Source organism: Klebsiella sp. CN_Kp097 (assembly GCF_040064495.1).
GTDB classification, from domain to species: domain Bacteria; phylum Pseudomonadota; class Gammaproteobacteria; order Enterobacterales; family Enterobacteriaceae; genus Klebsiella; species Klebsiella aerogenes.
In genome coordinates, this window is the sequence record NZ_JBEAIL010000005.1 from 192,340 (window position 1) to 218,146 (window position 25,807).

Annotated in this window: 19 protein-coding genes and 1 pseudogene; 19 read left to right on the forward strand and 1 reads right to left on the reverse strand. The window is 55.8% G+C overall.

The window, feature by feature from the left end:
• The first annotated feature begins 117 nt into the window (after nt 1-117).
• From serC to ABLV07_RS07680, 12 genes are all read left to right on the forward strand, one after another.
• On the forward strand, nt 118-1,206 hold the full coding sequence (gene serC / locus ABLV07_RS07625; protein WP_020079259.1) for a 3-phosphoserine/phosphohydroxythreonine transaminase: 1,089 nt from the start codon (nt 118-120) through the stop codon (nt 1,204-1,206).
• Nucleotides 1,207-1,280: 74 nt separating this feature from the next.
• Nucleotides 1,281-2,564 carry a 3-phosphoshikimate 1-carboxyvinyltransferase gene (gene aroA / locus ABLV07_RS07630; protein ID WP_045412207.1) on the forward strand — a complete coding sequence of 428 codons (1,284 nt, stop codon included), beginning with the start codon at nt 1,281-1,283 and terminating at the stop codon, nt 2,562-2,564.
• 193 nt (nt 2,565-2,757) lie between these two features.
• Nucleotides 2,758-3,441 carry a (d)CMP kinase gene (gene cmk, locus ABLV07_RS07635; RefSeq protein WP_015367471.1) on the forward strand — a complete coding sequence of 228 codons (684 nt, stop codon included), beginning with the start codon at nt 2,758-2,760 and terminating at the stop codon, nt 3,439-3,441.
• Nucleotides 3,442-3,578: 137 nt separating this feature from the next.
• Nucleotides 3,579-5,252 carry a 30S ribosomal protein S1 gene (gene rpsA, locus ABLV07_RS07640; RefSeq protein ID WP_015367470.1) on the forward strand — a complete coding sequence of 558 codons (1,674 nt, stop codon included), beginning with the start codon at nt 3,579-3,581 and terminating at the stop codon, nt 5,250-5,252.
• A 150-nt stretch (nt 5,253-5,402) separates the two neighbouring features.
• Complete coding sequence (ihfB, locus tag ABLV07_RS07645; RefSeq protein ID WP_004100704.1) at nt 5,403-5,690, forward strand: integration host factor subunit beta; 288 nt, start codon at nt 5,403-5,405, stop codon at nt 5,688-5,690.
• A 205-nt stretch (nt 5,691-5,895) separates the two neighbouring features.
• On the forward strand, nt 5,896-8,151 hold the full coding sequence (locus tag ABLV07_RS07650) for a ComEC family protein (RefSeq protein WP_042892914.1): 2,256 nt from the start codon (nt 5,896-5,898) through the stop codon (nt 8,149-8,151).
• 45 nt (nt 8,152-8,196) lie between these two features.
• Complete coding sequence (gene msbA, locus ABLV07_RS07655; RefSeq protein WP_348853461.1) at nt 8,197-9,945, forward strand: lipid A ABC transporter ATP-binding protein/permease MsbA; 1,749 nt, start codon at nt 8,197-8,199, stop codon at nt 9,943-9,945.
• Nucleotides 9,942-10,922: a tetraacyldisaccharide 4'-kinase gene (lpxK, locus tag ABLV07_RS07660; RefSeq protein ID WP_032711294.1), complete on the forward strand. Its 981-nt coding sequence runs from the start codon at nt 9,942-9,944 to the stop codon at nt 10,920-10,922. Before msbA ends, lpxK begins: the two co-directional genes overlap by 4 nt.
• A 54-nt stretch (nt 10,923-10,976) precedes the next feature.
• Nucleotides 10,977-12,206, forward strand: a complete 1,230-nt coding sequence (locus ABLV07_RS07665) for a winged helix-turn-helix domain-containing protein (RefSeq protein WP_015704888.1) — start codon at nt 10,977-10,979, stop codon at nt 12,204-12,206.
• Between the two features lie 62 nt (nt 12,207-12,268).
• Nucleotides 12,269-12,451 (forward strand): protein YcaR, encoded by a 183-nt coding sequence (ycaR, locus tag ABLV07_RS07670; protein ID WP_015367465.1) that lies wholly within the window; start codon nt 12,269-12,271, stop codon nt 12,449-12,451.
• Nucleotides 12,448-13,194 (forward strand): 3-deoxy-manno-octulosonate cytidylyltransferase, encoded by a 747-nt coding sequence (gene kdsB, locus ABLV07_RS07675; protein ID WP_015367464.1) that lies wholly within the window; start codon nt 12,448-12,450, stop codon nt 13,192-13,194. The genes ycaR and kdsB overlap by 4 nt, the downstream gene beginning before the upstream one ends.
• Before the next feature lie 130 nt (nt 13,195-13,324).
• Nucleotides 13,325-14,218, forward strand: a complete 894-nt coding sequence (locus ABLV07_RS07680) for a YcbJ family phosphotransferase (RefSeq protein WP_032712602.1) — start codon at nt 13,325-13,327, stop codon at nt 14,216-14,218.
• Here the strand turns inward: ABLV07_RS07680 and elyC are convergent.
• Nucleotides 14,195-14,974: an envelope biogenesis factor ElyC gene (gene elyC / locus ABLV07_RS07685; protein ID WP_015704890.1), complete on the reverse strand. Its 780-nt coding sequence runs from the start codon at nt 14,972-14,974 to the stop codon at nt 14,195-14,197. The genes ABLV07_RS07680 and elyC overlap by 24 nt on opposite strands.
• Before the next feature lie 121 nt (nt 14,975-15,095).
• On the opposite strand from elyC, the pseudogene cmoM reads away from it, so the two are divergent.
• The 7 genes and pseudogenes from cmoM (at nt 15,096) to ABLV07_RS07720 (ending at nt 25,798) form a co-directional block, all read left to right on the forward strand.
• A pseudogene (gene cmoM / locus ABLV07_RS07690) lies at nt 15,096-15,900 on the forward strand (tRNA uridine 5-oxyacetic acid(34) methyltransferase CmoM).
• The gene (gene mukF / locus ABLV07_RS07695) at nt 15,897-17,219 is read left to right on the forward strand and encodes a chromosome partition protein MukF (protein ID WP_015367460.1); all 1,323 of its coding nucleotides are present in this window, start codon (nt 15,897-15,899) and stop codon (nt 17,217-17,219) included. Before cmoM ends, mukF begins: the two are co-directional and overlap by 4 nt.
• A complete protein-coding gene (gene mukE / locus ABLV07_RS07700; RefSeq protein ID WP_015367459.1) occupies nt 17,200-17,904 on the forward strand; it encodes a chromosome partition protein MukE in 705 nt (234 codons plus the stop codon). Before mukF ends, mukE begins: the two co-directional genes overlap by 20 nt.
• Nucleotides 17,904-22,352, forward strand: a complete 4,449-nt coding sequence (gene mukB, locus ABLV07_RS07705; protein WP_032711296.1) for a chromosome partition protein MukB — start codon at nt 17,904-17,906, stop codon at nt 22,350-22,352. Before mukE ends, mukB begins: the two co-directional genes overlap by 1 nt.
• Nucleotides 22,353-22,536: 184 nt before the next feature.
• Nucleotides 22,537-24,333: a L,D-transpeptidase gene (gene ldtD, locus ABLV07_RS07710; protein ID WP_348853460.1), complete on the forward strand. Its 1,797-nt coding sequence runs from the start codon at nt 22,537-22,539 to the stop codon at nt 24,331-24,333.
• Between the two features lie 252 nt (nt 24,334-24,585).
• The gene (locus ABLV07_RS07715) at nt 24,586-25,137 is read left to right on the forward strand and encodes a YcbK family protein (protein ID WP_015367456.1); all 552 of its coding nucleotides are present in this window, start codon (nt 24,586-24,588) and stop codon (nt 25,135-25,137) included.
• A 13-nt stretch (nt 25,138-25,150) separates the two neighbouring features.
• The gene (locus ABLV07_RS07720) at nt 25,151-25,798 is read left to right on the forward strand and encodes an MBL fold metallo-hydrolase (protein WP_015367455.1); all 648 of its coding nucleotides are present in this window, start codon (nt 25,151-25,153) and stop codon (nt 25,796-25,798) included.
• Nucleotides 25,799-25,807 lie beyond the last annotated feature (9 nt).

The window sequence follows — 25,807 nt, forward strand, 5'->3', positions numbered from 1 at the left end:
CCGCTTAGTTTTACTCGTTGCGGTGTGTGTCACTGAATGATAAAACCGATAGCCACAGGAATAACTTATGCCCGCGACGGTTCGCGTGCAGACAATATAGCAACGTGGTGAGGGGAAATGGCTCAGGTCTATAACTTTAGTTCGGGCCCGGCAATGCTGCCGGCAGAAGTTCTCAAACTGGCGCAACAGGAACTGTGCGACTGGCATGGTCTGGGGACGTCGGTAATGGAAATCAGCCACCGTGGTAAAGAGTTTATCCAGGTGGCTGAAACGGCAGAACAGGATTTCCGCGATCTGCTTAATATCCCTTCCAACTATAAAGTGTTGTTCTGTCATGGCGGCGGTCGCGGCCAGTTTGCCGGGATCCCGTTAAATCTGCTGGGTGACAAAACGACAGCAGATTATGTGGATGCTGGCTACTGGGCGGCAAGTGCGGTGAAAGAAGCGCAAAAATACTGCACGCCAAACGTTATTGATGCGAAAACCACCGTTGACGGCCTGCGAGCCGTTAAACCGATGAGCGAATGGCAGTTGACGCCGGGCGCGGCTTACCTGCACTTCTGTCCAAATGAAACCATTGATGGTATCGCTATCCACGAAACGCCAAACTTTGGCGATGATGTGGTCGTTACCGCGGATTACTCCTCCAGTATTTTGTCGCATGAAATTGACGTCAGCCGCTATGGCGTGATTTACGCTGGCGCGCAGAAGAATATCGGCCCGGCAGGGTTAACGCTGGTTATCGTGCGTGAAGATCTGCTGGGTAAAGCCAGCGTCGCCTGCCCATCGATCCTTGATTACACCGTGCTGAACGCCAATGATTCAATGTTCAACACGCCGCCGACCTTCGCCTGGTATCTGGCGGGGCTGGTATTTAAATGGCTGAAAGAGCAGGGCGGCGTCGCTGCGATGGATAAAATCAACCAGCAGAAGGCTGAATTGCTGTATGGCGTGATTGATAATAGCGATTTCTATCGTAACGATGTTGCCGCGGCCAACCGCTCGCGGATGAACGTGCCGTTCCAACTGGCGGATAGCGCGCTGGACAAACTGTTCCTTGAAGAATCTTTTGCGGCTGGTCTGCATGCGCTGAAGGGCCACCGCGTGGTGGGCGGTATGCGTGCTTCTATATACAATGCGATGCCGCTGGCCGGCGTCAAGGCGCTTACCGACTTCATGCAGGACTTTGAACGTCGTCGCGGCTAATTGCTGAGCGCTTATTTTCATCCCCGCGGCCGGTCTGCGGGGTTTTTATTCTGTTTTTTTGAGAGTCGAGTTTCATGGAATCCCTGACGTTACAACCCATTGCGCGCGTTGATGGCACCGTAAACCTACCCGGGTCAAAAAGTGTCTCTAACCGCGCTTTGCTGCTGGCGGCATTAGCCCACGGCACCACCGTGCTGACCAATTTGCTGGACAGCGATGATGTTCGCCACATGCTTAATGCGCTTAACGCCCTGGGAGTTCACTATACCCTGTCCGCCGATCGTACTCGCTGTGAAGTCACCGGCAACGGCGGTCCGCTTCAGGCCAGCGGCGCGCTGGAGTTGTTTCTCGGTAATGCTGGTACGGCGATGCGCCCACTGGCGGCGGCGTTGTGCCTCGGCGACAACGATATTGTGCTGACCGGCGAACCGCGAATGAAAGAGCGACCGATAGGCCACCTGGTCGATGCGTTACGCCAGGGGGGCGCGCAAATTGAGTATCTGGAGCAGGAAAACTATCCGCCTCTGCGCCTGCGCGGCGGTTTCAACGGCGGCCAGGTGGAAGTTGATGGCAGCGTCTCCAGCCAGTTCCTTACCGCTTTACTGATGACTGCGCCGCTGGCGCCGCAGGACACGACGATCGCGATTAAAGGCGACCTGGTGTCCAAACCTTACATCGACATCACGCTACACCTGATGAAAACCTTTGGCGTTGACGTTGAAAACCACAACTACCAGCGCTTTGTCGTACGCGGCAAGCAACAGTATCAGTCGCCGGGCGACTATCTGGTGGAAGGTGATGCCTCTTCAGCCTCGTATTTCCTTGCTGCCGGCGCGATTAAAGGCGGTACGGTAAAAGTGACCGGGATTGGCCGCAATAGCGTTCAGGGCGACATTCGCTTTGCCGATGTGCTGGAAAAAATGGGCGCGACAATTACCTGGGGCGACGATTTCATCGCCTGTACTCACGGTGAGCTGAATGCTGTCGATATGGATATGAACCATATCCCGGATGCTGCAATGACCATCGCCACTGCGGCGCTATTCGCGAAAGGCACCACGGTGCTGCGCAATATTTACAACTGGCGGGTGAAAGAGACCGACCGCCTGTTCGCGATGGCCACTGAACTGCGTAAAGTGGGCGCCGAAGTAGAAGAGGGCGAAGATTATATTCGTATTACGCCGCCTGAGACGCTGAAATTTGCTGAAATCGGTACTTACAACGATCACCGCATGGCGATGTGCTTCTCGCTGGTGGCCTTATCGGCGACACCGGTCACTATCCTTGATCCGAAATGCACGGCGAAAACGTTCCCGGATTATTTCGAGCAGTTGGCGCGAATTAGTACCCTCGCGTAAAGTCTGTTCTGTCCTTTAAGGTAAAGCTTTGTCATCTTGCGGGCTGGTATTCTGCCAGCCCGCTATAATTGCGCAATTCTTCTACATTTAATTTCTTCTATTCCGTAATTTGCACGCAATGCTCACTTTCTGGCGCATTGATGCGTATAATGCGCGGCGTTTATATTCATGCGCCTTGCTGAAGGAGAAAAAGATGACGGCAAATGTTCCGGTAATCACCATTGATGGACCTGGCGGTGCGGGTAAGGGCACGTTGTGCAAGGCAATGGCGGAAGCGCTTGGCTGGCATCTGCTGGATTCCGGGGCTATCTACCGCGTTCTTGCGCTGGCAGCCTTACATCATCACGTAGACGTCGAGTCAGAAGAGGCGCTGGTTCCGCTGGCAGCTCATCTCGATGTGCGTTTTATTTCTACTGACGGCAACCTGGAAGTGGTGCTGGAAGGCGAGGATGTCAGCGCAGAGATCCGTACCCAGGAAGTGGCCAATACCGCCTCTAAGGTCGCGGCTTTCCCACGTGTTCGTGAAGCGCTGCTGCGCCGTCAACGCGCCTTCCGCGAACTGCCTGGCCTGATTGCCGACGGCCGCGATATGGGCACCGTCGTGTTCCCGGATGCGCCGGTTAAAATTTTCCTCGATGCGTCGGCGGAAGAACGTGCCCAGCGCCGCCTGCTACAGTTGCAGGAGAAGGGTTTTAGTGTTAACTTTGAACGTCTTTTGTCCGAGATAAAAGAGCGTGACGATCGCGATCGTAATCGTGCTGTGGCGCCGCTTGTCCCGGCCGCTGATGCATTAGTTCTCGATTCCACTGAACTAAGCATTGAGCAAGTAATTGAAAAAGCGCTACAATATGCGCGCGAAAAACTGGCTATCGCTTAACCGTTAACCGGCAAAGCGTCGCAAGCCTCCGAATTATAGCAGTACCCCCGCAGCAACGGAGTGTTAGCGGGTATGTTAAACAACCCCATCCGGCACGGAGCCAGGTGGACGTTAAATATGAAACCTGAAGATTAAACATGACTGAATCTTTTGCTCAACTATTTGAAGAATCCTTAAAAGAAATCGAAACCCGCCCGGGTTCCATCGTTCGTGGTGTTGTTGTTGCTATCGACAAAGATATCGTACTGGTTGACGCTGGTCTGAAATCTGAGTCCGCCATCCCGGCTGAGCAGTTCAAAAACGCCCAGGGCGAGCTGGAAATCCAGGTTGGTGACGAAGTTGACGTTGCTCTGGATGCAGTAGAAGACGGCTTCGGTGAAACCCTGCTGTCCCGTGAGAAAGCTAAACGTCACGAAGCTTGGATCACGCTGGAAAAAGCTTACGAAGACGCTGAAACTGTAGTCGGTGTTATCAACGGCAAAGTTAAAGGTGGCTTCACTGTTGAGCTGAATGGTATTCGTGCGTTCCTGCCGGGTTCCCTGGTAGACGTTCGTCCGGTGCGCGACACGCTGCACCTGGAAGGCAAAGAGCTTGAATTCAAAGTCATCAAGCTGGACCAGAAACGTAACAACGTCGTTGTTTCTCGTCGTGCCGTTATCGAATCCGAAAACAGCGCAGAGCGCGATCAGCTGCTGGAAAACCTGCAGGAAGGCATGGAAGTCAAAGGTATCGTTAAGAACCTCACTGACTACGGTGCATTCGTTGATCTGGGCGGCGTTGACGGCCTGCTGCACATCACCGATATGGCCTGGAAACGCGTTAAGCATCCGAGCGAAATCGTAAACGTTGGCGACGAAATCACTGTTAAAGTGCTGAAGTTCGACCGCGAGCGTACCCGTGTATCCCTGGGCCTGAAACAGCTGGGCGAAGATCCGTGGGTAGCTATCGCTAAGCGTTATCCGGAAGGTACCAAACTGACTGGTCGCGTGACCAACCTGACCGACTACGGCTGCTTCGTTGAAATCGAAGAAGGCGTTGAAGGCCTGGTTCACGTTTCCGAAATGGATTGGACCAACAAAAACATCCACCCGTCCAAAGTTGTTAACGTTGGCGATGTAGTGGAAGTTATGGTTCTGGATATCGACGAAGAACGTCGTCGTATCTCCCTGGGTCTGAAGCAGTGCAAATCTAACCCATGGCAGCAGTTCGCGGAAACCCACAACAAGGGCGACCGTGTTGAAGGTAAAATCAAGTCTATCACTGACTTCGGTATCTTCATCGGCCTGGACGGCGGCATCGACGGCCTGGTTCACCTGTCTGACATCTCCTGGAACGTTGCAGGCGAAGAAGCAGTTCGTGAATACAAAAAAGGCGACGAAATCGCTGCAGTTGTACTGCAGGTTGACGCAGAACGTGAGCGTATCTCCCTGGGCGTTAAACAGCTGGCGGAAGATCCGTTCAACAACTACGTTGCTCTGAACAAGAAAGGCGCTATCGTAACCGGTAAAGTAACTGCAGTTGACGCTAAAGGCGCAACCGTAGAACTGGCTGACGGCGTTGAAGGTTACCTGCGTGCTTCTGAAGCATCCCGTGACCGCGTTGAAGATGCAACTCTGGTTCTGAGCGTTGGCGACGAAGTTGAAGCTAAATTCACCGGCGTTGATCGTAAAAACCGCGCAATCAGCCTGTCTGTTCGTGCGAAAGACGAAGCTGACGAGAAAGATGCAATCGCAACTGTTAACAAACAGGAAGATGCAAACTTCTCTAACAACGCAATGGCTGAAGCTTTCAAAGCAGCTAAAGGCGAGTAATCTTAGTTATTCAGGCCACAACGGCCTGAATAATGACGAGTTTACTTGACAGATTGCAGGATTCGTCCTGTAATCAAGCACAAAGGGCGGCTACGGCCGCCCTTGTTTAAGCTGTAAGCTAACTTTGCCTTGAAGGAAACCGGAGGAAAAATGACCAAGTCAGAATTGATAGAAAGACTTGCCAGCCAGCAATCTCATATCCCGGCGAAAGCGGTGGAAGATGCTGTTAAAGAAATGCTGGAGCATATGGCCTCAACGCTTGCTCAAGGTGAGCGCATTGAAATCCGCGGTTTCGGCAGCTTCTCTCTGCACTATCGAGCACCTCGCACCGGGCGTAACCCGAAGACTGGCGATAAAGTGGAACTGGAAGGTAAATACGTTCCTCACTTTAAGCCCGGGAAAGAACTACGCGACCGCGCCAATATTTACGAAGAGTAAGTTTTTCCGCATCAGGCAAAGACTTACTTAATAAAAAAGCACCTGAGGGTGCTTTTTTTATGTCTGTTTTTCGCGTCCGCTCGCAAAACTTTTGTTACCTGATAGCAAGCGCCAACATTTCCCGGATAGCGCGACGCAACGCCATTCTTTAATGCATGATCACGGCGGCGAATTGTCTGACACTCCCCGATAACAGGGAGGTGTTATGCGATTACCACATCTGGCAGGCTGCGCCATAATCGGAATTTCGCCGCTGCTTTGGCTACCGGCGCTACCGAATATGCTAAGCGTCTGGTGCTTGATTGGCGCTGCGCTAATCATTGCAACGCTGCGCAAACCTTGCACAACGTATGCCGCATTGACGTTGCTATTTTTCGTATGGGGAATATTACATGCCCGGCAAGCGCTGTGGCCCACTGAGCATATTCCCGGTCGCAACCGACAGGCCATTATTGAGCTGGTAGGCGGTGATGGCCTGACGAGCTGGCAAGGTAAGATAATTCGTCTTGAGGGTCGGCGTTTATATCCTGCGGTTGGGATTACCCTCTACGGCAGCGAACTACCTGAAGCAGGCTGCGTTGGGCAGCGCTGGCTGATGACCATCCGCGCTCGTCCGGTACATGGGCAGTTAAATGAGGGCGGCTTCGATAGCCAGCGCTACGCTCTTGCGCAGCATCGCCCGCTTAGCGGACGTTTTCTAAATGCCTCATCGCTTGATTCACGTTGCAGCTTCCGGGCTCGCTATCTGGCCTCGTTAAACCGCACACTCGCTGAGTATCCATGGAAAACGGTGATGCTGGGGCTGGGAATGGGGGAGCGCCTGGCAGTTGCGGATGAGATAAAAAGATTAATGCAGGAGACGGGAACCTCCCATTTAATGGCTATCTCCGGCCTGCATATTGCGCTGGGGGCGTCGCTTGGCTGGTTGTTGGTTCGTGGAATACAGTTCTTTCTTCCGTGCCGCTGGATAGGCTGGCGGATACCGCTACTTGTCGGGTTAGGCTGCGCGCTGTTTTACGCCTGGCTTACCGGCATGCAACCCCCGGCGCTGCGTACCTGTGCGGCCTTAAGCGCAGGATGTCTGTTAAGGCTACAGGCCAGGCGTTGGTCGCCGTGGCAAATCTTTTGCTGTTGTATTGCGGCAATACTGTTGGCTGATCCGCTGGCGATGATTTCAGAAAGCCTGTGGTTATCGGTGTTTGCGGTTGCTGCGTTGATTTTCTGGTATCAGCTTGCGCCGCTTCGCCGGCTCCGCTGTCGTTCACCGTGGCGGCAACTGTTGGCGCTGGGCCACCTGCAATGCGGCCTGATGTTACTGCTGGCGCCGCTGCAGATAGGGCTTTTTCATGGGATTAGCCTGACTTCATTGATAGCAAACCTGGTTGCCGTTCCGCTGGTGACATTTCTGATAGTCCCGCTGATTTTAGCGGCGATGCTACTGCATCTAAGCGGCCCGGTGTTGCTTGAAATGGCGTTATGGCAACTCGCCGATCGTCTGCTGGCAATATTATTCTGGTTCTTACGCCATTTGCCTGCCGGATGGTTATCGCTTGACGAACGGTGGTTGGCGATCAGTGTACTACCGTGGCTGGCGCTCCTGGCATGGCGTTTTCAGGCCTGGCGTCAGATGCCGTTACTCTGTATGAGCGGCGTGGCGCTACTCAGTTGGCCCTTCTGGCGCACCGCGACGCCAGGCGAGTGGAGAGTGACGATGTTGGATGTCGGACAAGGGTTAGCGGTGGTTATCGAGCGTCAGGGAGCAGCTATTCTGTACGATACCGGCCCCGCCTGGCCGGGGGGCGATAGCGGCCAGCGACTCATCGTGCCCTGGTTGCGCTGGCGTGGTCTCCATCCTGAAGGAGTCATCTTGAGCCACGAACATCTTGATCATCGCGGTGGCCTGAATGCGATTGTTCAGGCGTGGCCAAATCTCGTTATTCGTAGCTCGCTTAATCTGCGTGGACATCTCCCTTGCCGCAGAGGGGAAGCCTGGCGCTGGCGAGGGCTTCGATTTCAGGCGCTTTGGCCGTTGCCTGCAGGCGAGCATAAGGGAAACAATGGTTCCTGCGTGGTTAGGGTCGATGACGGCAGGCGTAGCGTTTTGCTTACCGGTGATATCGAAATCCCTGCCGAACAGCAAATGATAAGCCATTACTGGCAACATCTTACGTCTACACTTATTCAGGTTCCGCACCATGGCAGTAATACGTCATCCGGCGTGACATTGCTGCAGCGGGTAGGAGGAGAGGCGGCTATCGCCTCGGCAGCGCGTTACAATGCATGGAAGATGCCTTCCAAAAAAGTCGAAGAGCGTTATCGTAAGCAGGGATATCTGTGGTTTGATACGCCGCACTCGGGGCAAATAACGATTATTTTTTCTCCAGATGGTTGGCAAATCCAGAGCTTACGGGATCAACTTTTCCCTCGTTGGTATCATCAGTGGTTTGGCGCAGAGGCGTAGAACGGGTAGAATATGCGGCTATTTCAACATAAGCTGGTTTATTGAATGCAGAACGATAAAGATCTCTCCACGTGGCAGACCTTCCGCCGACTTTGGCCGATGATAGCGCCGTTTAAAGCCGGGCTAATCGTAGCGGCCGTGGCGTTGGTGCTTAACGCGGCAAGTGATACCTTCATGTTATCGCTTCTTAAACCGTTATTGGATGATGGTTTTGGTAAAACGGATCGCTCAGTACTGTTATGGATGCCGCTGGTGGTGATTGGTTTAATGGTGCTGCGCGGCATCACCAGTTATATCTCAAGCTACTGCATCTCCTGGGTTTCCGGCAAAGTGGTGATGACGATGCGTCGCCGCCTGTTTGGCCATATGATGGGTATGCCTGTCGCCTTCTTCGACAAACAGTCCACCGGGACATTGCTGTCGCGTATCACCTATGATTCTGAGCAGGTCGCGTCATCTTCCTCCAGCGCGTTGATCACCGTGGTGCGAGAGGGGGCCTCAATTATCGGTCTGTTCGCCATGATGTTCTATTACAGCTGGCAATTGTCGCTGATTCTTATCGTGCTGGCGCCTATCGTCTCAGTGGCGATTCGGGTGGTTTCGAAGCGTTTTCGTAATATCAGTAAGAATATGCAGAACACCATGGGGCAGGTGACCACCAGCGCGGAACAGATGCTCAAAGGGCATAAAGAAGTGCTGATGTTCGGCGGTCAGGAAGTCGAAACCAAGCGTTTTGACAAGGTCAGTAATAAGATGCGCCTGCAGGGGATGAAAATGGTCTCCGCGTCCTCTATCTCCGACCCGGTCATTCAGCTGATTGCCTCTCTGGCTCTGGCCTTTGTGCTTTATGCGGCGAGCTTCCCAAGCGTCATGGAAACCCTGACCGCCGGTACCATCACCGTGGTCTTTTCTTCGATGATCGCGCTAATGCGTCCGCTGAAATCCCTGACTAACGTCAACGCGCAGTTCCAGCGTGGGATGGCGGCATGTCAGACGCTGTTCTCCATTCTGGATTCCGAGCAGGAGAAAGATGAAGGCACGCGCGTGATTGAGCGCGCCAAAGGTAACCTGGAGTTCCACAACGTCACCTTTAGCTATCCTGGTCGCGAAGTTGCCGCGCTGCGTAACATTAATCTGAGCATTCCGGAGGGAAAAACCGTTGCGCTGGTAGGGCGTTCCGGCTCAGGTAAATCCACCATCGCCAGCCTGATTACCCGTTTTTACGATGTTGACGAGGGGCAAATTCTGCTGGATGGCCACGATCTGCGCGAGTACAAACTGAGCTCGTTGCGTGACCAGGTGGCGCTGGTTTCGCAGAACGTGCACCTGTTCAATGACACCGTCGCCAATAACATCGCCTATGCGCGTACCGAAGAGTACACCCGTGAGCAAATTGAAGAAGCGGCGCGTATGGCCTATGCGATGGACTTTATCAACAAGATGGATAACGGTCTGGACACGATTATCGGCGAGAATGGCGTCATGCTCTCCGGCGGTCAACGTCAGCGTATCGCTATTGCGCGTGCGCTGCTGCGCAACAGCCCTATCCTGATCCTCGATGAAGCCACCTCGGCGCTGGATACCGAGTCGGAACGTGCGATTCAGGCGGCACTGGATGAACTGCAGAAAAACCGCACTTCACTGGTTATCGCCCACCGCCTGTCAACTATCGAACAGGCTGACGAAATCGTGGTGGTAGAAGATGGCCGCATTGTTGAACGCGGTAGCCATCTGGATCTGCTGGAACATAAAGGCGTTTACGCGCAGCTACACAAGATGCAATTCGGTCAATGATAGCGCGCATCTGGTCCGGCGAATCGCCGCTATGGCGGCTATTGCTGCCGCTCTCCTGGCTGTATGGCCTGGTGAGCGCTTTCATTCGCCTCAGCTATAAGCTGGGGTGGAAAAAAGCCTGGCGCGCGCCGGTGCCTGTAGTCGTGGTCGGTAACCTGACCGCCGGCGGCAACGGTAAAACGCCGGTGGTGGTGTGGCTGGTGGAACAGCTGAACCAGCGCGGTATTCGCGTCGGCGTGGTGTCTCGCGGTTACGGCGGCAAAGCCGACAGCTATCCGTTGGTTCTGGATGACGCGACCAGTACGGCGCAGGCGGGCGATGAACCGGTATTGATTCATCAGCGTACCGGCGCGCCGGTAGCGGTTTCTCCGCTACGCAGCGACGCGGTAAAAGCGTTATTGGCCGCACACGATTTGCAAATTATTGTTACCGATGACGGTCTGCAGCACTATAAGCTGGCGCGGGATGTAGAAATTGTCGTGATTGACGGTGTACGCCGCTTTGGCAACGGCTGGTGGCTGCCGGCCGGGCCGATGCGCGAGCGCGCATCCCGTTTGCAAAGCGTCGATGCCGTTATCGTCAACGGCGGGGTCGCCCGCCCGGGTGAAATTCCGATGCAGTTGCGTCCCGGCATGGCGGTGAACCTGCTTACCGGCGAGCGTCGCGATGTTGCGACCCTCGATAACGTAGTAGCGATGGCCGGCATTGGCCATCCGCCGCGCTTTTTCGCGACGCTAGAAAACTGCGGCGTGCGGCCGGTGAAAACCGTGGCGCTGGCGGATCATCAGGCGCTGAGTCAAAGCGCTGTCGCCGCATTGGTAACCCCGTCGCAGACGTTGTTGATGACCGAGAAAGACGCGGTAAAATGCCGTGAATTCGCCGCCGCTAACTGGTGGTATCTGCCGGTTGACGCCATAATGACCGATGATCGCGCACAGCGGTTGCTCGCGGACTTAGTGACGCTGGCGCAACGTTAACCTGCGTGCTGGCTTTGCTCGCCGCTGTGCTTGAATCCCCTACGGAGAACCTGCATGTCGGTATTGCAACTGTCGCTAAAAGAGGCTCGCCATCTTCATCTTGCGGCGCAGGGGTTACTGAAAAAGCCCCGACGTCGCGCTCGCCAGACTGACATCCTTTCCACCATCCAGCAGATGTCGCTGCTGCAAATCGATACGATCAACGTGGTCGCCCGTAGCCCTTATCTGGTGCTGTTTAGCCGCCTTGGTAGCTATCCGCAGCACTGGCTGGATGATTCCTTGCGTAGCGGCGAACTGATGGAATACTGGGCGCATGAAGCCTGTTTTTTGCCACGCAGCGATTTCGCCCTCGTGCGCCACCGGATGTTGAATCCCGACAAGATGGGCTGGAAATACCATAAAGAGTGGATGCTCGAGCATGCCGCGAGCATAGAAGAGTTGCTGGCGCATATCGCGCAAAATGGCCCGGTTCGCTCGGCGGATTTTTCCCATCCACGTAAAGGCGCCAGCGGCTGGTGGGAGTGGAAACCACATAAACGTCATCTGGAAGGGTTGTTCACCGCCGGCAAACTGATGGTCGTTGAGCGGCGTAATTTTCATCGCGTCTATGATTTAACCCATCGGGCGATGCCGCACTGGGATGATGGGCGCGATGCGCTCTCCCGTCAGGAGGCCGAGTCCATTATGCTACGTAACAGCGCGCGCAGCCTGGGCGTTTTTCGTCCACAGTGGCTGGCCGATTATTATCGTCTACGCCAGCCTGCATTACCGGCGCTGCTGAAGGGCTGGCAGGATGAGGGGCTGGTGGTGCCGGTGATGGTTGAGGAACTGGGTGAGATGTGGCTGCACCGCGATCTGCAAGCTGTGCTGGAATCGGCATCTGGCGGTAAGTTAACCGCCAGCCACAGCGCCGTGCTCTCGCCGTTTGATCCGGTAGTCTGGGACCGTAAACGCGCCGAGCAGTTATTCAACTTCAGCTATCGGCTGGAATGTTATACCCCAGCGCCGAAACGGCAATACGGCTACTTTGTACTACCGTTGCTGCATCAGGGCAAACTGGTTGGCAGGATGGACAGCAAGTTGCACCGTAAGGGCGGCGTGCTGGAGATCTTTTCGCTGTGGCTGGAAGAGGGGGTTAAAGTGACTGCCGGGCTGGAGAGCGGACTCCAGCGAGCAATTAATGATTTTGCGCGCTGGCAAGGGGCAGAAGAGGTTGTGCTGCGCCAGTTACCCGCGGCGCTATTTGCTAACCAGCGGCAAGGTTGGGGTGTTGATGCCGCGTGATACGCGGGCTACCATCCTGTGATATGCTGCTGCCAAATCTATTCGGTCCATCAGGAGGAATCATGGATCACCGTTTACTCGAAATTATCGCCTGCCCGGTTTGTAACGGTAAGCTGTACTACAGCCAGGATAAGCAAGAGCTTATCTGCAAAGCCGACAGCCTGGCCTTCCCGCTGCGCGACGGGATCCCGGTACTACTTGAAAACGAAGCGCGCTCGCTCGCGGTAGAAGAGAGCCAGCCATGAGTTTTGTCGTCATTATTCCCGCGCGATTTGCCTCCACGCGCCTGCCGGGGAAACCTCTGCAGGATATCAACGGTAAGCCGATGATCGTCCATGTACTGGAACGCGCCCGCGAATCCGGCGCGGATCGCATTATCGTCGCCACCGATCATGAAGATGTCGCGCGTGCGGTTGAAGCCGCGGGCGGCGAGGTTTGCATGACCCGCGCCGATCATCAGTCCGGCACCGAACGTCTGGCGGAAGTCGTTGAAAAATGTGCTTTCAGCGATGACACTATCATCGTCAATATTCAGGGTGATGAACCGATGATCCCGTCGGCGATCGTGCGCCAGGTGGCGGAAAACCTTGCGGCCAGCACCAGCGGGATGGCAACGCTGGCGGTGCCTATCCACGATGCCGAAGAAGCATTTAACCCGAATGCGGTCAAAGTGGTCATGGATGCCGACGGCTATGCGCTCTATTTTTCTCGAGCGACTATTCCCTGGGATCGCGATCGTTTTGCAAAATCGCGCGAAGAAATTGGTGATTCCCTGCTGCGCCATATTGGTATTTACGCTTATCGCGCCGGTTTTATTCGCCGCTACGTCAGCTGGGCGCCAAGCCCACTGGAGCAAATTGAGATGCTCGAACAGCTGCGCGTACTATGGTACGGCGAAAAAATCCACGTCGCGGTGGCGGAAGTGGTTCCTGGCACCGGCGTTGATACGCCGGAAGATCTGGAGCGCGTCCGCGCCGAGCTGCGTTAATCCTTGCCGTCCCCTTCGGCTGAAGGGGACATATTTCTGCCTCTAATTAGCCCATTTTTGATCTTATCCGCTGACAAGTCGCCCCCAGACGCTCATTATGAAAACAGTAGTCTTCATGAGGGTATCTATGATGGAACAGTTGCGAGCCGAACTGAGCCACCTGCTTGGCGAGAAGCTAAGCCGCGTGGAGTGCGTTAGCGAGAAACCCTCGTCAGCGCTATGGTCGCTGTATGATGCGCAGGGAAACCCAATGCCGCTGTTGGCGAAAAGCTTTACCACGCCCGGCGTGGCGCGCCAGCTGGCGTGGAAAATTTCGCTGCTTGCCCGTAGCGGCACCGTTCGTATGCCGGTGGTATACGGCGTCATGACGCATGAAGAACATCCGGGACCTGACGTATTGCTCATTGAACGGTTACGCGGCGTTTCAGTGGAAGCGCCAGCGCGCACGCCCGAGCGTTGGGAGCAGCTGCAGGATCAGATTGTCGAGGGGTTACTGGCGTGGCATCGGCATGATAGCGGCGGCTGTGTGGGGATGGTCGATAGCACTCAGGAAAACCTCTGGCCGCACTGGTATCGCCAGCGGGTAGAAATGCTGTGGAGCACGCTCAACCTCTATTATGACACCGGGCTAACGATGCAGGATAAGCGCATTTTATTCCGCAGTCGTGAGAGCCTGCCGCAGTTGTTTAGCGATTTCAACGATAACTGCGTACTGGTCCATGGCTGCTTTACGCTACGAAGTATGCTCAAAGACGCGCGCAGCGATCAGCTGTTGGCGATGGTCGGTCCGGGGATGATGCTGTGGGCGCCGCGGGAGTACGAACTGTTCCGCCTCGCCGACGGCGGATTAGGGGAGCAGTTACTATGGCGCTACCTGCAGCGGGCGCCGGTAGCGGAGTCTTTCGTCTGGCGGCGTTGGCTATATCAGTTATGGGATGAAGTCGAAAATCTGGTGAATACCGGGCGCTTCGATCGCGCCCGTTTCTCGCTTGCCGCGAAATCAATCCTGCCCTGGATCGCCTGACGCTCCCTTCAGCCACTGCCAGCTTCGTCCCAGGGTCTCGTAAATCGCGCGTTCGCTGTGCATCAGCCAATACGGTGACGGCAGCGCGCGTTCCCAGGGGTTAAGCGCCGATTCTACCGCCAACTGGTTGGCTGGCGCCGGTAATGGATTCAGTCCGGCATGGCGGAAAAATATCATCGCTCGCGGCAGATGCGAGGCGGATGTCACCAGCAGGAATGGCGCGCCGCCGATGGCTTTTTTTACTTCAGCCGCCTCCTGTTCGGTATCTTTTGGTCGGTCAAGGACGATAATCGCGCTGCGCGGTACGCCGAGGCTTTCGGCGACGCGCGCCCCCGCCTCGGCGGTACTAACCGGGTTGGTTTTGGCCGCCGCGCCGGTAAAGATCATTTTCGCGCCTGGGTTTTCCCGCCACAGCCGGATCCCCTCAGCCAGCCGCGGCAGGCTGTTGTTGATCAGATTGGAGCTCGGCGCCCACTGCGGATTCCAGGTATAGCCGCCGCCCAGCACCACGACATACTCAACGGATTGGCCGCCACGCCAGGTCGGGTAGCTTTTTTCGATAGGTTTTAACAACCCGTCGGCCACCGGCTGCAGGCTTAACAGCGTCAGCAACAGCCAGCTCAGGGTGACCAGCGCTTTGCCGGTTTTTTGAAAACGGCTGCGCCATAGCAGAATGATGCCGATCGCCATCAGCAATAACAGCAGAGGAAGCGGCAGCATCATGCCGCCCAATACCTTTTTCAGTGTGAAAAGCATCCCGAATGGTTCCTTTTTTAACCATATAACCAAAGTTATATACGGATCTTATAACAGATCGCTTCATTATCGCCGTGGGTATGACAAAATAGCGGTTTTGTGTTGGCTTGTGGAGTCGTCCGTGCAGGATCGCAATTTTGATGACATCGCTGAAAAGTTTTCGCGCAATATTTATGGCACCACCAAAGGCCAACTGCGCCAGGCGATCCTTTGGCAGGATCTGGAACCGCTGCTCGCGCAGATGGGGCCAGGGCCGTTGCGGGTACTTGATGCCGGCGGCGGCGAAGGGCAAACGGCGATCCGCGTCGCGGAATTAGGCCATCACGTGACGCTATGCGATCTTTCCGCCGAAATGGTGGCTCGTGCTCAGCAGGCCGCCTGCGATAAAGGTGTGATCGACAACATGCATTTTGTACAATGCGCGGCGCAGGATATTGCTCAGCATTTGGAAAGCCCCGTCGATCTGATACTGTTTCATGCGGTGCTTGAGTGGGTCGCGGAACCGCAGGAAATGTTGCGCACGCTGTGGTCGGTATTGCGCGCGGGCGGCGCGCTGTCGTTAATGTTCTACAATGCTAACGGCCTGCTGATGCACAATATGGTTGCGGGAAACTTCGACTACGTGCAAATCGGCATGCCGAAAAAGAAAAAACGCACGCTGTCGCCGGATTATCCGCGCGATCCGCAGCAGGTATACGGCTGGCTGGAAGCTCTCGGTTGGCAGATAACCGGTAAAACCGGCGTGCGGGTGTTTCATGATTATCTGCGTGAGAAACGTAAACAGCATGACAGCTTTACTGCGCTGCTGGAGCTGGAAACGCGCTACTGTCGCCAGGAGCCGTATATCAGCCTGGGCCGCTATATTCATGTCACTGCGCTTAAGAAAGATCCAGGCGCACAGCCGCAGATGCAAGGATAAACTATGAGTGAATTTTCCCAGACAGTCCCCGAACTGGTTGCCTGGGCCAGGAAAAATGATTTTTCCATCTCGCTGCCGGTCGACAGACTCTCTTTTCTGCTGGCTGTCGCCACGCTGAACGGCGAGCGGCTGGAAGGGGAAATGACCGAGGGAGAACTGGTGGACGCGTTCCGCCACGTCAGTGATGCGTTTGAGCAGACCAGCGAAACCATCAGCCAGCGCGCCAATAACGCCATCAACGATATGGTGCGCCAGCGTCTGCTGAACCGCTTTACCAGCGAAATAACGGAAGGGAATGCGATCTACCGCCTGACGCCGTTAGGTATTGGCATTACCGACTACTATATTCGCCAGCGTGAATTCTCCACCCTGCGTTTGTCGATGCAGCTGTCGATTGTGGCCGGCGAACTGAAGCGGGCTGCGGATTCCGCGGATGAGGGCGGCGATGAATTCCACTGGCATCGCAACGTCTTTGCGCCGCTGAAATATTCGGTGGCGGAAATCTTCGATAGTATCGATCTGACTCAACGCATCATGGATGAGCAGCAACAGCAGGTGAAAGACGATATCGCTCAGTTGCTGAACAAAGACTGGCGCGCGGCGATTTCCAGCTGCGAACTGTTGCTGTCCGAAACCTCCGGTACTCTGCGCGAATTGCAAGATACTCTGGATGCGGCGGGCGATAAGCTGCAGGCCAACCTGCTGCGTATCCAGGACGCCACCATCGCGCGCGACGATCTGCATTTTGTCGACCGTCTGGTGTTCGACCTGCAAAGCAAGCTCGACCGTATTGTCAGCTGGGGTCAACAGGCTATCGACCTGTGGATCGGTTACGATCGTCACGTACATAAATTTATCCGTACCGCCATCGATATGGATAAAAACCGCGTTTTCGCCCAGCGTTTGCGTCAGTCGGTACAGACCTACTTCGACGCTCCGTGGGCGCTGACCTATGCCAGCGCCGACCGTTTGCTGGATATGCGCGATGAAGAGATGGCGCTGCGCGATGAAGAAGTCACCGGCGAGCTGCCGGCAGACCTTGAATTCGAAGAGTTCAACGAAATTCGCGAGCAGCTGGCCGCGCTGATTGAAGCGCAGCTGGCGGTCTACAAAGAGAAGGGTATGCCGCTGGATCTCGGCCTGGTGGCGCGAGAGTTTCTGGCGCAGTATCCGCGCGCGCGTCACTTTGACGTCGCGCGAATCGTTGTTGACCAGGCGGTACAGCTGGGCGTCGCCCAGGCAGATTTCACCGGACTGCCGGCAAAATGGCAGCCGATTAATGATTACGGAGCCAAGGTACAGGCGCATGTCATTGACAAATATTGAACAAGTGATGCCAGCTAAGCTGGCGCAGGCGTTGGCCAATCCGTTATTTCCGGCGCTGGACAGCGCCCTGCGTGCGGGCCGCCACATTGGCCTGGATGAGCTGGATAATCACGCATTTTTGATGGATTTTCAGGATTACCTGGAAGAGTTTTACGCGCGCTACAACGTTGAGCTGATTCGCGCGCCGGAGGGGTTCTTCTACCTGCGTCCGCGCTCCACGACGTTGATCCCGCGCTCGGTATTATCAGAGCTGGATATGATGGTCGGCAAAATTCTGTGCTACCTCTACCTCAGCCCCGAACGTCTGGCTAATGAAGGCATCTTCACTCAGCAAGAGCTCTACGATGAGCTGCTGACGCTGGCGGACGAAAGCAAATTGCTGAAGCTGGTCAACAACCGTTCCACCGGTTCCGACCTCGACCGCCAGAAGCTGCAGGAAAAAATGCGCGCGTCCCTCAACCGCCTGCGCCGCCTCGGCATGGTGTGGTTTATGGGCCACGACAGCAGTAAATTCCGCATCACCGAATCGGTATTCCGCTTTGGCGCTGACGTGCGCGTTGGCGACGATCCGCGCGAAGCGCAGCTGCGCATGATCCGCGACGGCGAAGCGATGGCGCTGGAGAATCACCTGCAGCTCAATGATGAGAATGAAGAGAATCAGCCGGATAGCGGGGAGGAAGAATAATGATTGAACGCGGTAAGTTTCGCTCGCTGACGCTGGTTAACTGGAACGGTTTTTTTGCCCGGACCTTCGATCTTGATGAGCTGGTAACCACCCTTTCCGGGGGTAACGGTGCCGGTAAATCCACGACCATGGCGGCTTTCGTCACGGCGCTGATCCCGGATTTAACCCTGCTGCACTTCCGTAACACCACCGAAGCGGGCGCTACCAGCGGTTCGCGCGATAAAGGCCTGCACGGTAAACTGCGCGCCGGCGTCTGTTACTCGGTGCTTGACGTGATCAACTCGCGCCACCAGCGCGTGGTGGTTGGCGTGCGTCTGCAGCAGGTTGCCGGGCGCGACCGTAAAGTCGATATTAAGCCATTTGCCATCCAGGGATTGCCAACCTCGATCCAGCCGACCCAACTGTTGACCGAAACCCTTAACGAGCGCCAGGCGCGCGTCGTGAGCCTCAACGAGCTGAAAGAGAAGCTCGACGCGATGGAAGGGGTGCAGTTCAAACAGTTTAACTCGATTACCGAATATCACTCGCTGATGTTTGATTTGGGCGTGGTAGCGCGTCGTCTGCGTTCAGCATCCGATCGTAGCAAATACTACCGCCTGATTGAGGCCTCGCTGTACGGCGGGATCTCCAGCACCATTACCCGCTCCCTGCGCGATTACCTGCTGCCGGAAAACAGCGGCGTACGTAAGGCATTCCAGGATATGGAAGCGGCGCTGCGTGAAAACCGTATGACGCTGGAAGCGATTCGCGTTACCCAGTCCGATCGCGATCTGTTTAAGCACCTTATCAGTGAAGCCACCAACTACGTGGCGGCGGACTACATGCGTCACGCCAACGAGCGGCGCATCCATCTGGATAAAGCGCTGGAGTACCGTCGCGAGCTCTTTACCTCGCGTTCGCAGCTGGCGGCAGAGCAGTACAAACATGTCGATATGGCACGCGAGCTGCAGGAGCACAACGGCGCAGAAGGCGATCTGGAAGCCGACTACCAGGCCGCCAGCGATCACCTGAACCTGGTACAAACCGCGCTGCGTCAGCAGGAAAAAATCGAGCGCTACGAGGCGGATCTCGACGAACTGCAGATCCGTCTGGAAGAGCAAAATGAAGTGGTGGCGGAAGCCGCCGACCAGCAGGAAGAGAACGAAGCCCGCGCCGAGGCCGCCGAACTGGAAGTGGATGAGCTGAAGAGCCAGCTCGCCGATTACCAGCAGGCGCTCGACGTGCAGCAGACTCGCGCCATTCAGTACAATCAGGCGCTACAGGCGCTGGAACGCGCGCGCGCGCTGTGTCACCTGCCGGATCTAACCGCCGACAGCGCCGACGAATGGCTGGAAACGTTCCAGGCGAAAGAGCTGGAAGCGACGGAAAAAATGCTGTCGCTGGAACAGAAAATGAGCGTGGCACAAACCGCGCACAGCCAGTTTGAACAAGCGTATCAGCTGGTTGCGGCGATCAACGGGCCGCTGGCGCGTAATGAAGCCTGGGATGTGGCGCGTGAATTACTACGCGACGGCGTCAACCAGCGTCATCTGGCGGAGCAGGCGCATGGGCTGCGTAGCCGTCTCAACGAGCTGGAACAGCGTCTGCGTGAACAACAAGACGCCGAGCGCCAGCTGGCCGAATTCTGTAAGCGCCAGGGCAAACGCTACGATATTGACGATTTGGAAACGCTGCATCAGGAGCTGGAAGCGCGCATTGCCTCATTGGCCGACAGCGTCTCTAACGCTCAGGAACAGCGCATGGCTCTGCGTCAGGAGCTTGAGCAGCTGCAGTCGCGTACCCAGACGCTGATGCGCCGAGCGCCGATTTGGCTGGCGGCGCAAAACAGCCTCAACCAACTGTGCGAGCAGTGCGGCGAGCAGTTTGAATCAAGCCAGGACGTCACCGAATACCTGCAGCAACTGCTGGAGCGCGAGCGCGAAGCCATTGTTGAGCGCGATGAAGTCGGCGCCCGCAAGCGCGCCATTGACGAAGAAATTGAGCGTCTCAGCCAACCGGGCGGCTCTGAAGACCCGCGTCTGAACGCGCTAGCGGAGCGCTTTGGCGGCGTGCTGTTGTCGGAAATCTATGACGACGTTAGCCTCGACGATGCGCCGTACTTCTCCGCGCTGTATGGCCCATCGCGCCATGCGATCGTGGTTCCGGATCTGTCACAGGTGGCGGAGCAGCTCGAAGGGCTGGAAGATTGCCCGGAAGACCTGTATCTGATCGAAGGCGATCCGCAGTCCTTCGATGACAGCGTATTCAGCGTCGATGAGCTGGAAAAAGCGGTGGTGGTGAAGATTGCCGACCGCCAGTGGCGCTATTCGCGTTTCCCGACGCTGCCGCTGTTTGGCCGCGCCGCCCGTGAAAACCGCATCGAAACGCTGCACGCCGAGCGTGAAAGTCTCTCCGAGCGTTTTGCTACGCTGTCGTTTGACGTGCAGAAAACGCAGCGCCTGCATCAGGCCTTCAGCCGCTTCATCGGTAGCCATCTGGCGGTTGCCTTCGATGACGATCCGGAAGAAGAGATCCGTAAACTCAATAGCCGCCGCGGCGAACTCGAGCGTGCGCTGAATGCGCATGAAAGTGATAACCAGCAGAACCGCGTCCAGTACGAGCAGGCGAAAGAGGGCGTGTCGGCGCTTAACCGCCTGCTGCCGCGTCTGAATCTGCTGGCCGATGAGACGCTGGCCGATCGCGTAGATGAAATCCAGGAGCGTCTGGACGAAGCGCAGGAAGCGGCGCGCTTTATCCAGCAGCATGGCAATCAGCTGGCGAAACTGGAACCGATCGTCTCGGTACTGCAGAGCGACCCGGAACAGTTCGAACAGCTGAAAGAAGACTATGCCTACTCACAGCAAATGCAGCGCGATGCGCGCCAGCAGGCTTTCGCGTTGGCGGAAGTCGTGCAGCGCCGCGCCCACTTCAGCTACTCTGACTCGGCGGAGATGCTCAGCGGCAACAGCGATCTCAACGAAAAGCTGCGCCAGCGCCTGCAACAAGCAGAATCCGAACGTAGCCGCGCTCGCGAAGCGATGCGTAGCCACGTTGCGCAGTTGAACCAGTACAACCAGGTGCTGGCGTCGCTGAAAAGCTCGTATGACACCAAGAAAGAGCTGCTCAACGATCTGTATAAAGAATTGCAGGATATCGGCGTACGTGCCGATGTCGGCGCGGAAGAGCGTGCGCGTGCGCGTCGTGATGAGCTGCATATGCAGCTGAGCAACAACCGCTCCCGTCGTAATCAACTGGAGAAAGCGTTGACCTTCTGCGAAGCGGAGATGGACAACCTGACCCGCAAACTGCGCAAGCTGGAGCGCGATTACTGCGAAATGCGCGAGCAGGTGGTGAGCGCTAAAGCGGGATGGTGCGCGGTGATGCGTCTGGTGAAAGACAACGGCGTGGAACGTCGTCTGCACCGCCGCGAGCTGGCCTATCTCTCCGCCGACGAACTGCGTTCGATGTCGGATAAGGCGCTGGGCGCGCTGCGTCTGGCGGTCGCCGATAACGAACACCTGCGCGACGTCCTGCGTATTTCGGAAGATCCGAAACGTCCGGAGCGCAAAATTCAGTTCTTCGTTGCGGTTTATCAGCATCTGCGCGAGCGAATCCGCCAGGATATTATTCGCACTGACGATCCGGTAGAAGCGATCGAGCAGATGGAAATCGAGCTCAGCCGTCTGACCGAAGAGCTGACCAACCGCGAACAGAAGCTGGCAATTAGCTCCCGCAGCGTGGCGAATATCATTCGCAAGACCATCCAGCGTGAACAGAACCGTATTCGCATGCTCAACCAGGGGCTGCAGAGCGTATCGTTCGGCCAGGTCAACAGCGTGCGTCTGAACGTCAACGTGCGCGAGACCCACTCGACGCTGCTGGATGTCCTGTCTGAACAGCATGAGCAACATCAGGATCTGTTTAACAGCAATCGCCTGACCTTCTCGGAAGCGCTGGCCAAACTGTATCAGCGCCTGAATCCGCAGATTGACATGGGGCAACGTACGCCGCAAACCATCGGTGAGGAACTGCTCGACTACCGCAACTATCTGGAGATGGAAGTGGAAGTTAACCGTGGTTCAGACGGCTGGCTGCGTGCGGAGTCCGGCGCGCTGTCGACCGGTGAAGCGATCGGTACCGGGATGTCGATTCTGGTGATGGTGGTGCAGAGCTGGGAAGATGAATCCCGTCGCCTGCGCGGCAAGGATATCTCGCCTTGCCGTCTGCTGTTCCTCGATGAAGCTGCGCGTCTGGATGCTCGCTCTATCGCCACGCTGTTCGAACTGTGCGAACGTCTGGAGATGCAGCTGATTATCGCGGCTCCGGAAAATATCAGCCCGGAAAAAGGCACCACCTATAAACTGGTGCGTAAAGTGTTCAATAATCACGAACATGTACACGTTGTCGGGCTGCGCGGTTTTGCCGCGCCGGTACCGGAAGCGCTGCCTGGAACCGCTGACGCCTCCTGAAAGGGCGTCGATTAATAGGAAAAAGGGTGACAATTTGTCGCCCTTTTTGTTTTTCTGTACAGTATTCTTACAACATGTGATCTTTAAACTTCTTTACATTTGGCAAGGCAAAAGCGTTTTCGCCTTTATATACTGAGAGAAAGCCCCATTTGGCGGGCGGCAATGTGTCAACAGGGGGCAAGGGATGTTGCTAAAAAAACGGTATGGTCGTCAATTGTCAGTGCTCAGCTTGAGCCTGGCTTTTGCATTTGCTCCGCTGTTCAATGTCCAGGCCGCAGAGCCTGAAGTCATACCCACAGATAGCTCTGCGACGGTGGGCGATCTTTCTTCGGCATTACTACAAAACGACGGTCAATCCGCTGCGGTCGCGCAAATGGCCGGCGAGCAGCCGCTGGCGGCGGATGCGGTGGCGAAAAGCCGCACTGAAATCGAGGCCTTACTGCCGTCGGGTTATCATCCGGTTTATATCAACCCGCTGGTGGCGCTATACGCTGCCCGCGACATGAAACCCATGTGGGAGAACCGCGAAGCGGTACAGGCCTTCCAGCAGCAGCTGGCAGAGGTCGCTATCGCCGGTTTCCAGCCGCAGTTCACCACCTGGGTGAGCCTGCTGACGGATCCGTCCGTCAGCGGCATGGCTCGCGATGTCGTGCTTTCCGACGCCATGATGGGATATCTGCATTTTATTAGCGGTATTCCGATGCAGGGGAACCGTTGGCTGTATGGCTCAACGCCGTACAAAATGGCGACGCCGCCGCTGTCGGTGATTAACCAGTGGCAGCTGGCGCTGGATAACGGTTCGCTACCGCAGTTTATTGCCGGACTGGCGCCACAACATTCACAATATGAAGCAATGCATCAGGCGCTGCTGACGCTGGTGGCGGATAACCGTCCGTGGCCACAACTGACCAGCAACGCCTCGCTTCGTCCGGGAGAGTGGAGTAACGATATCGGCGCGCTGCGTGAAATCCTGCAGCGTACCGGCATGCTGGATGATTCGGCGAAAATCGCTCTACCGGGCGATGTGGTTAGCCCATCGGCGAAACCGAAGTCGAAAGCAAAACCTGCCGCGCGTGGCGTTTACGATCGTCAACTGGTAGAAGGCGTTAAGCGCTTTCAGGCCTGGCAAGGGCTGGGCGCTGATGGCGTCATCGGCCAGTCCACCCGCGACTGGCTGAACGTCTCTTCGGCGCAGCGTGCCGGGGTGCTGGCGCTGAATATCCAGCGTCTGCGTTTGCTACCGAGCAAATTGTCCACCGGCATCATGGTCAATATTCCAGCGTTCTCGCTGGTCTACTATCAGGACGGCAGTCAGGTGCTGGCATCGAGGGTCATTGTCGGTCGTCCGGATCGTAAAACGCCGATGATGAGCAGCGCGTTGAACAACGTGGTGGTCAACCCGCCGTGGAACGTGCCGCCGACGCTGGCGCGCAAAGATATTCTGCCGAAGGTGCGTAACAATCCGGGCTATCTGGAGCAGCATGGCTATACGTTGATGCGCGGCTGGAACAGCAAAGAAGCTATCGATCCGTATGGTGTCGATTGGTCTACCATCACCGAGAAGAATCTACCGTTCCGTTTTCAGCAGGCGCCGGGCGCACGCAACTCGCTGGGGCGGTATAAGTTCAATATGCCAAGCTCGGATGCTATTTATCTCCACGATACGCCGAACCACAATCTGTTCCAGAAAGATGTTCGCGCGTTGAGCTCGGGCTGCGTTCGCGTCAATAAAGCCTCTGAGCTGGCGAATATGCTATTGCAGGATGCGGGCTGGAATGATTCACGTATTTCCGACGCGCTGAAGCAGGGGGATACGCGCTACGTCAATATTCGGCAAAATATTCCGGTTAATTTATATTATTTAACCGCCTTTGTTGGTGCTGATGGACGTACACAATATCGAACAGATATTTACAATTACGATCTCACCGCGCGATCCAGCGCACAAATTCTGCCAAAAGCGGAACAATTAATCAGGTAAATGAAGTAGTTCTGCGAAAAATGTTGTCCTAGCACTGAACGAAATCGGGCCCTGGTCGTCTACAAGGCCCGTATTTCCTGGGGTGAGGCTGCCTTGACGTTGGCAATAATGCCCGGTAAGGTGCCTTTCGTGCGCCAGAAGTGCATATACATATAATCCGCAAAAATGTGTTGCGGCGGTCAATACGACCCAGCCAAGGACATTTTAGCGGAAAAGTATATTACGATTCATTTACCTGTAGACCTGATTATCATGGACAAATTTGACGCTAATCGCCGCAGATTGCTGGCGTTGGGTGGCGCTGCCCTCGGTGCTGCCGCCATTCTCCCTGCGCCGGCATTTGCCACCCTCTCGACCCCCCGACCGCGTATTTTGACGCTGAATAACCTGCACACCGGTGAATCACTCAAGGCGGAGTTTTTCGATGGTAGAGGCTATATTCAGGATGAATTAGCAAGACTTAACCACTTTTTCCGTGATTTCCGCGCGAACAAAATTAAGTCTATTGACCCAGGATTGTTCGATCAGCTTTACCGCCTGCAGGGACTACTCGGCACCAACAAGCCTGTCCAGCTCATCTCCGGTTATCGCTCCGTCGATACCAACGATGAACTTCGCGCACGAAGCCGTGGTGTAGCGAAACACAGCTATCACACCAAAGGCCAGGCGATGGATTTCCACATTGAAGGCGTTGCCTTAAGCAATATTCGCAAAGCGGCGTTATCTATGCGCTCAGGTGGTGTAGGATACTACCCACGTAGCAACTTTGTGCATATTGATACCGGTCCGGTACGGCACTGGTAACGAAAGGAGCATCATGAACTATCGTATTATTCCGGTCACGGCGTTCGCCCAGAACTGTTCTTTAATCTGGTGTGAACAAACCCGGCTTGCCGCGCTGGTCGATCCTGGCGGCGATGCCGAGCGCATCAAGGAAGAAGTGGCGGCGGCAGGCGTCAGCCTGATGCAGATCCTGTTGACGCATGGTCACCTGGATCACGTCGGCGCCGCAGCCGAGCTGGCGCAACATTACGGTGTGCCAATTATTGGACCGGAAAAAGAAGATGAGTTCTGGCTGGAAGGATTGCCGGCGCAAAGCCGTATGTTCGGGCTGGATGAGTGTCAGCCGTTGCAGCCGGACCGCTGGCTAAATGAAGGCGATGTGGTGACCGTCGGCAATATCGCTTTGCAGGTATTGCACTGTCCAGGTCATACGCCGGGGCACGTGGTTTTCTTTGACGATGCCTCTCGTCTGCTGATTTCCGGCGATGTGATTTTCAAAGGCGGAGTAGGGCGCAGCGACTTCCCGCGCGGCGACCATGGCCAACTGATTGATGCGATTAAACGTAAGCTGTTGCCATTGGGCGACGACGTGACGTTTATCCCCGGTCATGGCCCCTTGTCGACGCTGGGATATGAGCGACTTCACAATCCGTTCCTGCAGGATGAAATGCCGGTCTGGTAATGCCTGACC

Coding starts and splice junctions, on each gene's coding strand:
- serC (WP_020079259.1), top strand. CDS start 118: ATGGCTCAGGTCTATAACTTTAGTTCGGGCCCGGCAATGCTGCCGGCA.
- aroA (WP_045412207.1), top strand. CDS start 1,281: ATGGAATCCCTGACGTTACAACCCATTGCGCGCGTTGATGGCACCGTA.
- cmk (WP_015367471.1), top strand. CDS start 2,758: ATGACGGCAAATGTTCCGGTAATCACCATTGATGGACCTGGCGGTGCG.
- rpsA (WP_015367470.1), top strand. CDS start 3,579: ATGACTGAATCTTTTGCTCAACTATTTGAAGAATCCTTAAAAGAAATC.
- ihfB (WP_004100704.1), top strand. CDS start 5,403: ATGACCAAGTCAGAATTGATAGAAAGACTTGCCAGCCAGCAATCTCAT.
- ABLV07_RS07650 (WP_042892914.1), top strand. CDS start 5,896: ATGCGATTACCACATCTGGCAGGCTGCGCCATAATCGGAATTTCGCCG.
- msbA (WP_348853461.1), top strand. CDS start 8,197: ATGCAGAACGATAAAGATCTCTCCACGTGGCAGACCTTCCGCCGACTT.
- lpxK (WP_032711294.1), top strand. CDS start 9,942: ATGATAGCGCGCATCTGGTCCGGCGAATCGCCGCTATGGCGGCTATTG.
- ABLV07_RS07665 (WP_015704888.1), top strand. CDS start 10,977: ATGTCGGTATTGCAACTGTCGCTAAAAGAGGCTCGCCATCTTCATCTT.
- ycaR (WP_015367465.1), top strand. CDS start 12,269: ATGGATCACCGTTTACTCGAAATTATCGCCTGCCCGGTTTGTAACGGT.
- kdsB (WP_015367464.1), top strand. CDS start 12,448: ATGAGTTTTGTCGTCATTATTCCCGCGCGATTTGCCTCCACGCGCCTG.
- ABLV07_RS07680 (WP_032712602.1), top strand. CDS start 13,325: ATGGAACAGTTGCGAGCCGAACTGAGCCACCTGCTTGGCGAGAAGCTA.
- elyC (WP_015704890.1), bottom strand. CDS start 14,974: ATGCTTTTCACACTGAAAAAGGTATTGGGCGGCATGATGCTGCCGCTT.
- mukF (WP_015367460.1), top strand. CDS start 15,897: ATGAGTGAATTTTCCCAGACAGTCCCCGAACTGGTTGCCTGGGCCAGG.
- mukE (WP_015367459.1), top strand. CDS start 17,200: ATGTCATTGACAAATATTGAACAAGTGATGCCAGCTAAGCTGGCGCAG.
- mukB (WP_032711296.1), top strand. CDS start 17,904: ATGATTGAACGCGGTAAGTTTCGCTCGCTGACGCTGGTTAACTGGAAC.
- ldtD (WP_348853460.1), top strand. CDS start 22,537: ATGTTGCTAAAAAAACGGTATGGTCGTCAATTGTCAGTGCTCAGCTTG.
- ABLV07_RS07715 (WP_015367456.1), top strand. CDS start 24,586: ATGGACAAATTTGACGCTAATCGCCGCAGATTGCTGGCGTTGGGTGGC.
- ABLV07_RS07720 (WP_015367455.1), top strand. CDS start 25,151: ATGAACTATCGTATTATTCCGGTCACGGCGTTCGCCCAGAACTGTTCT.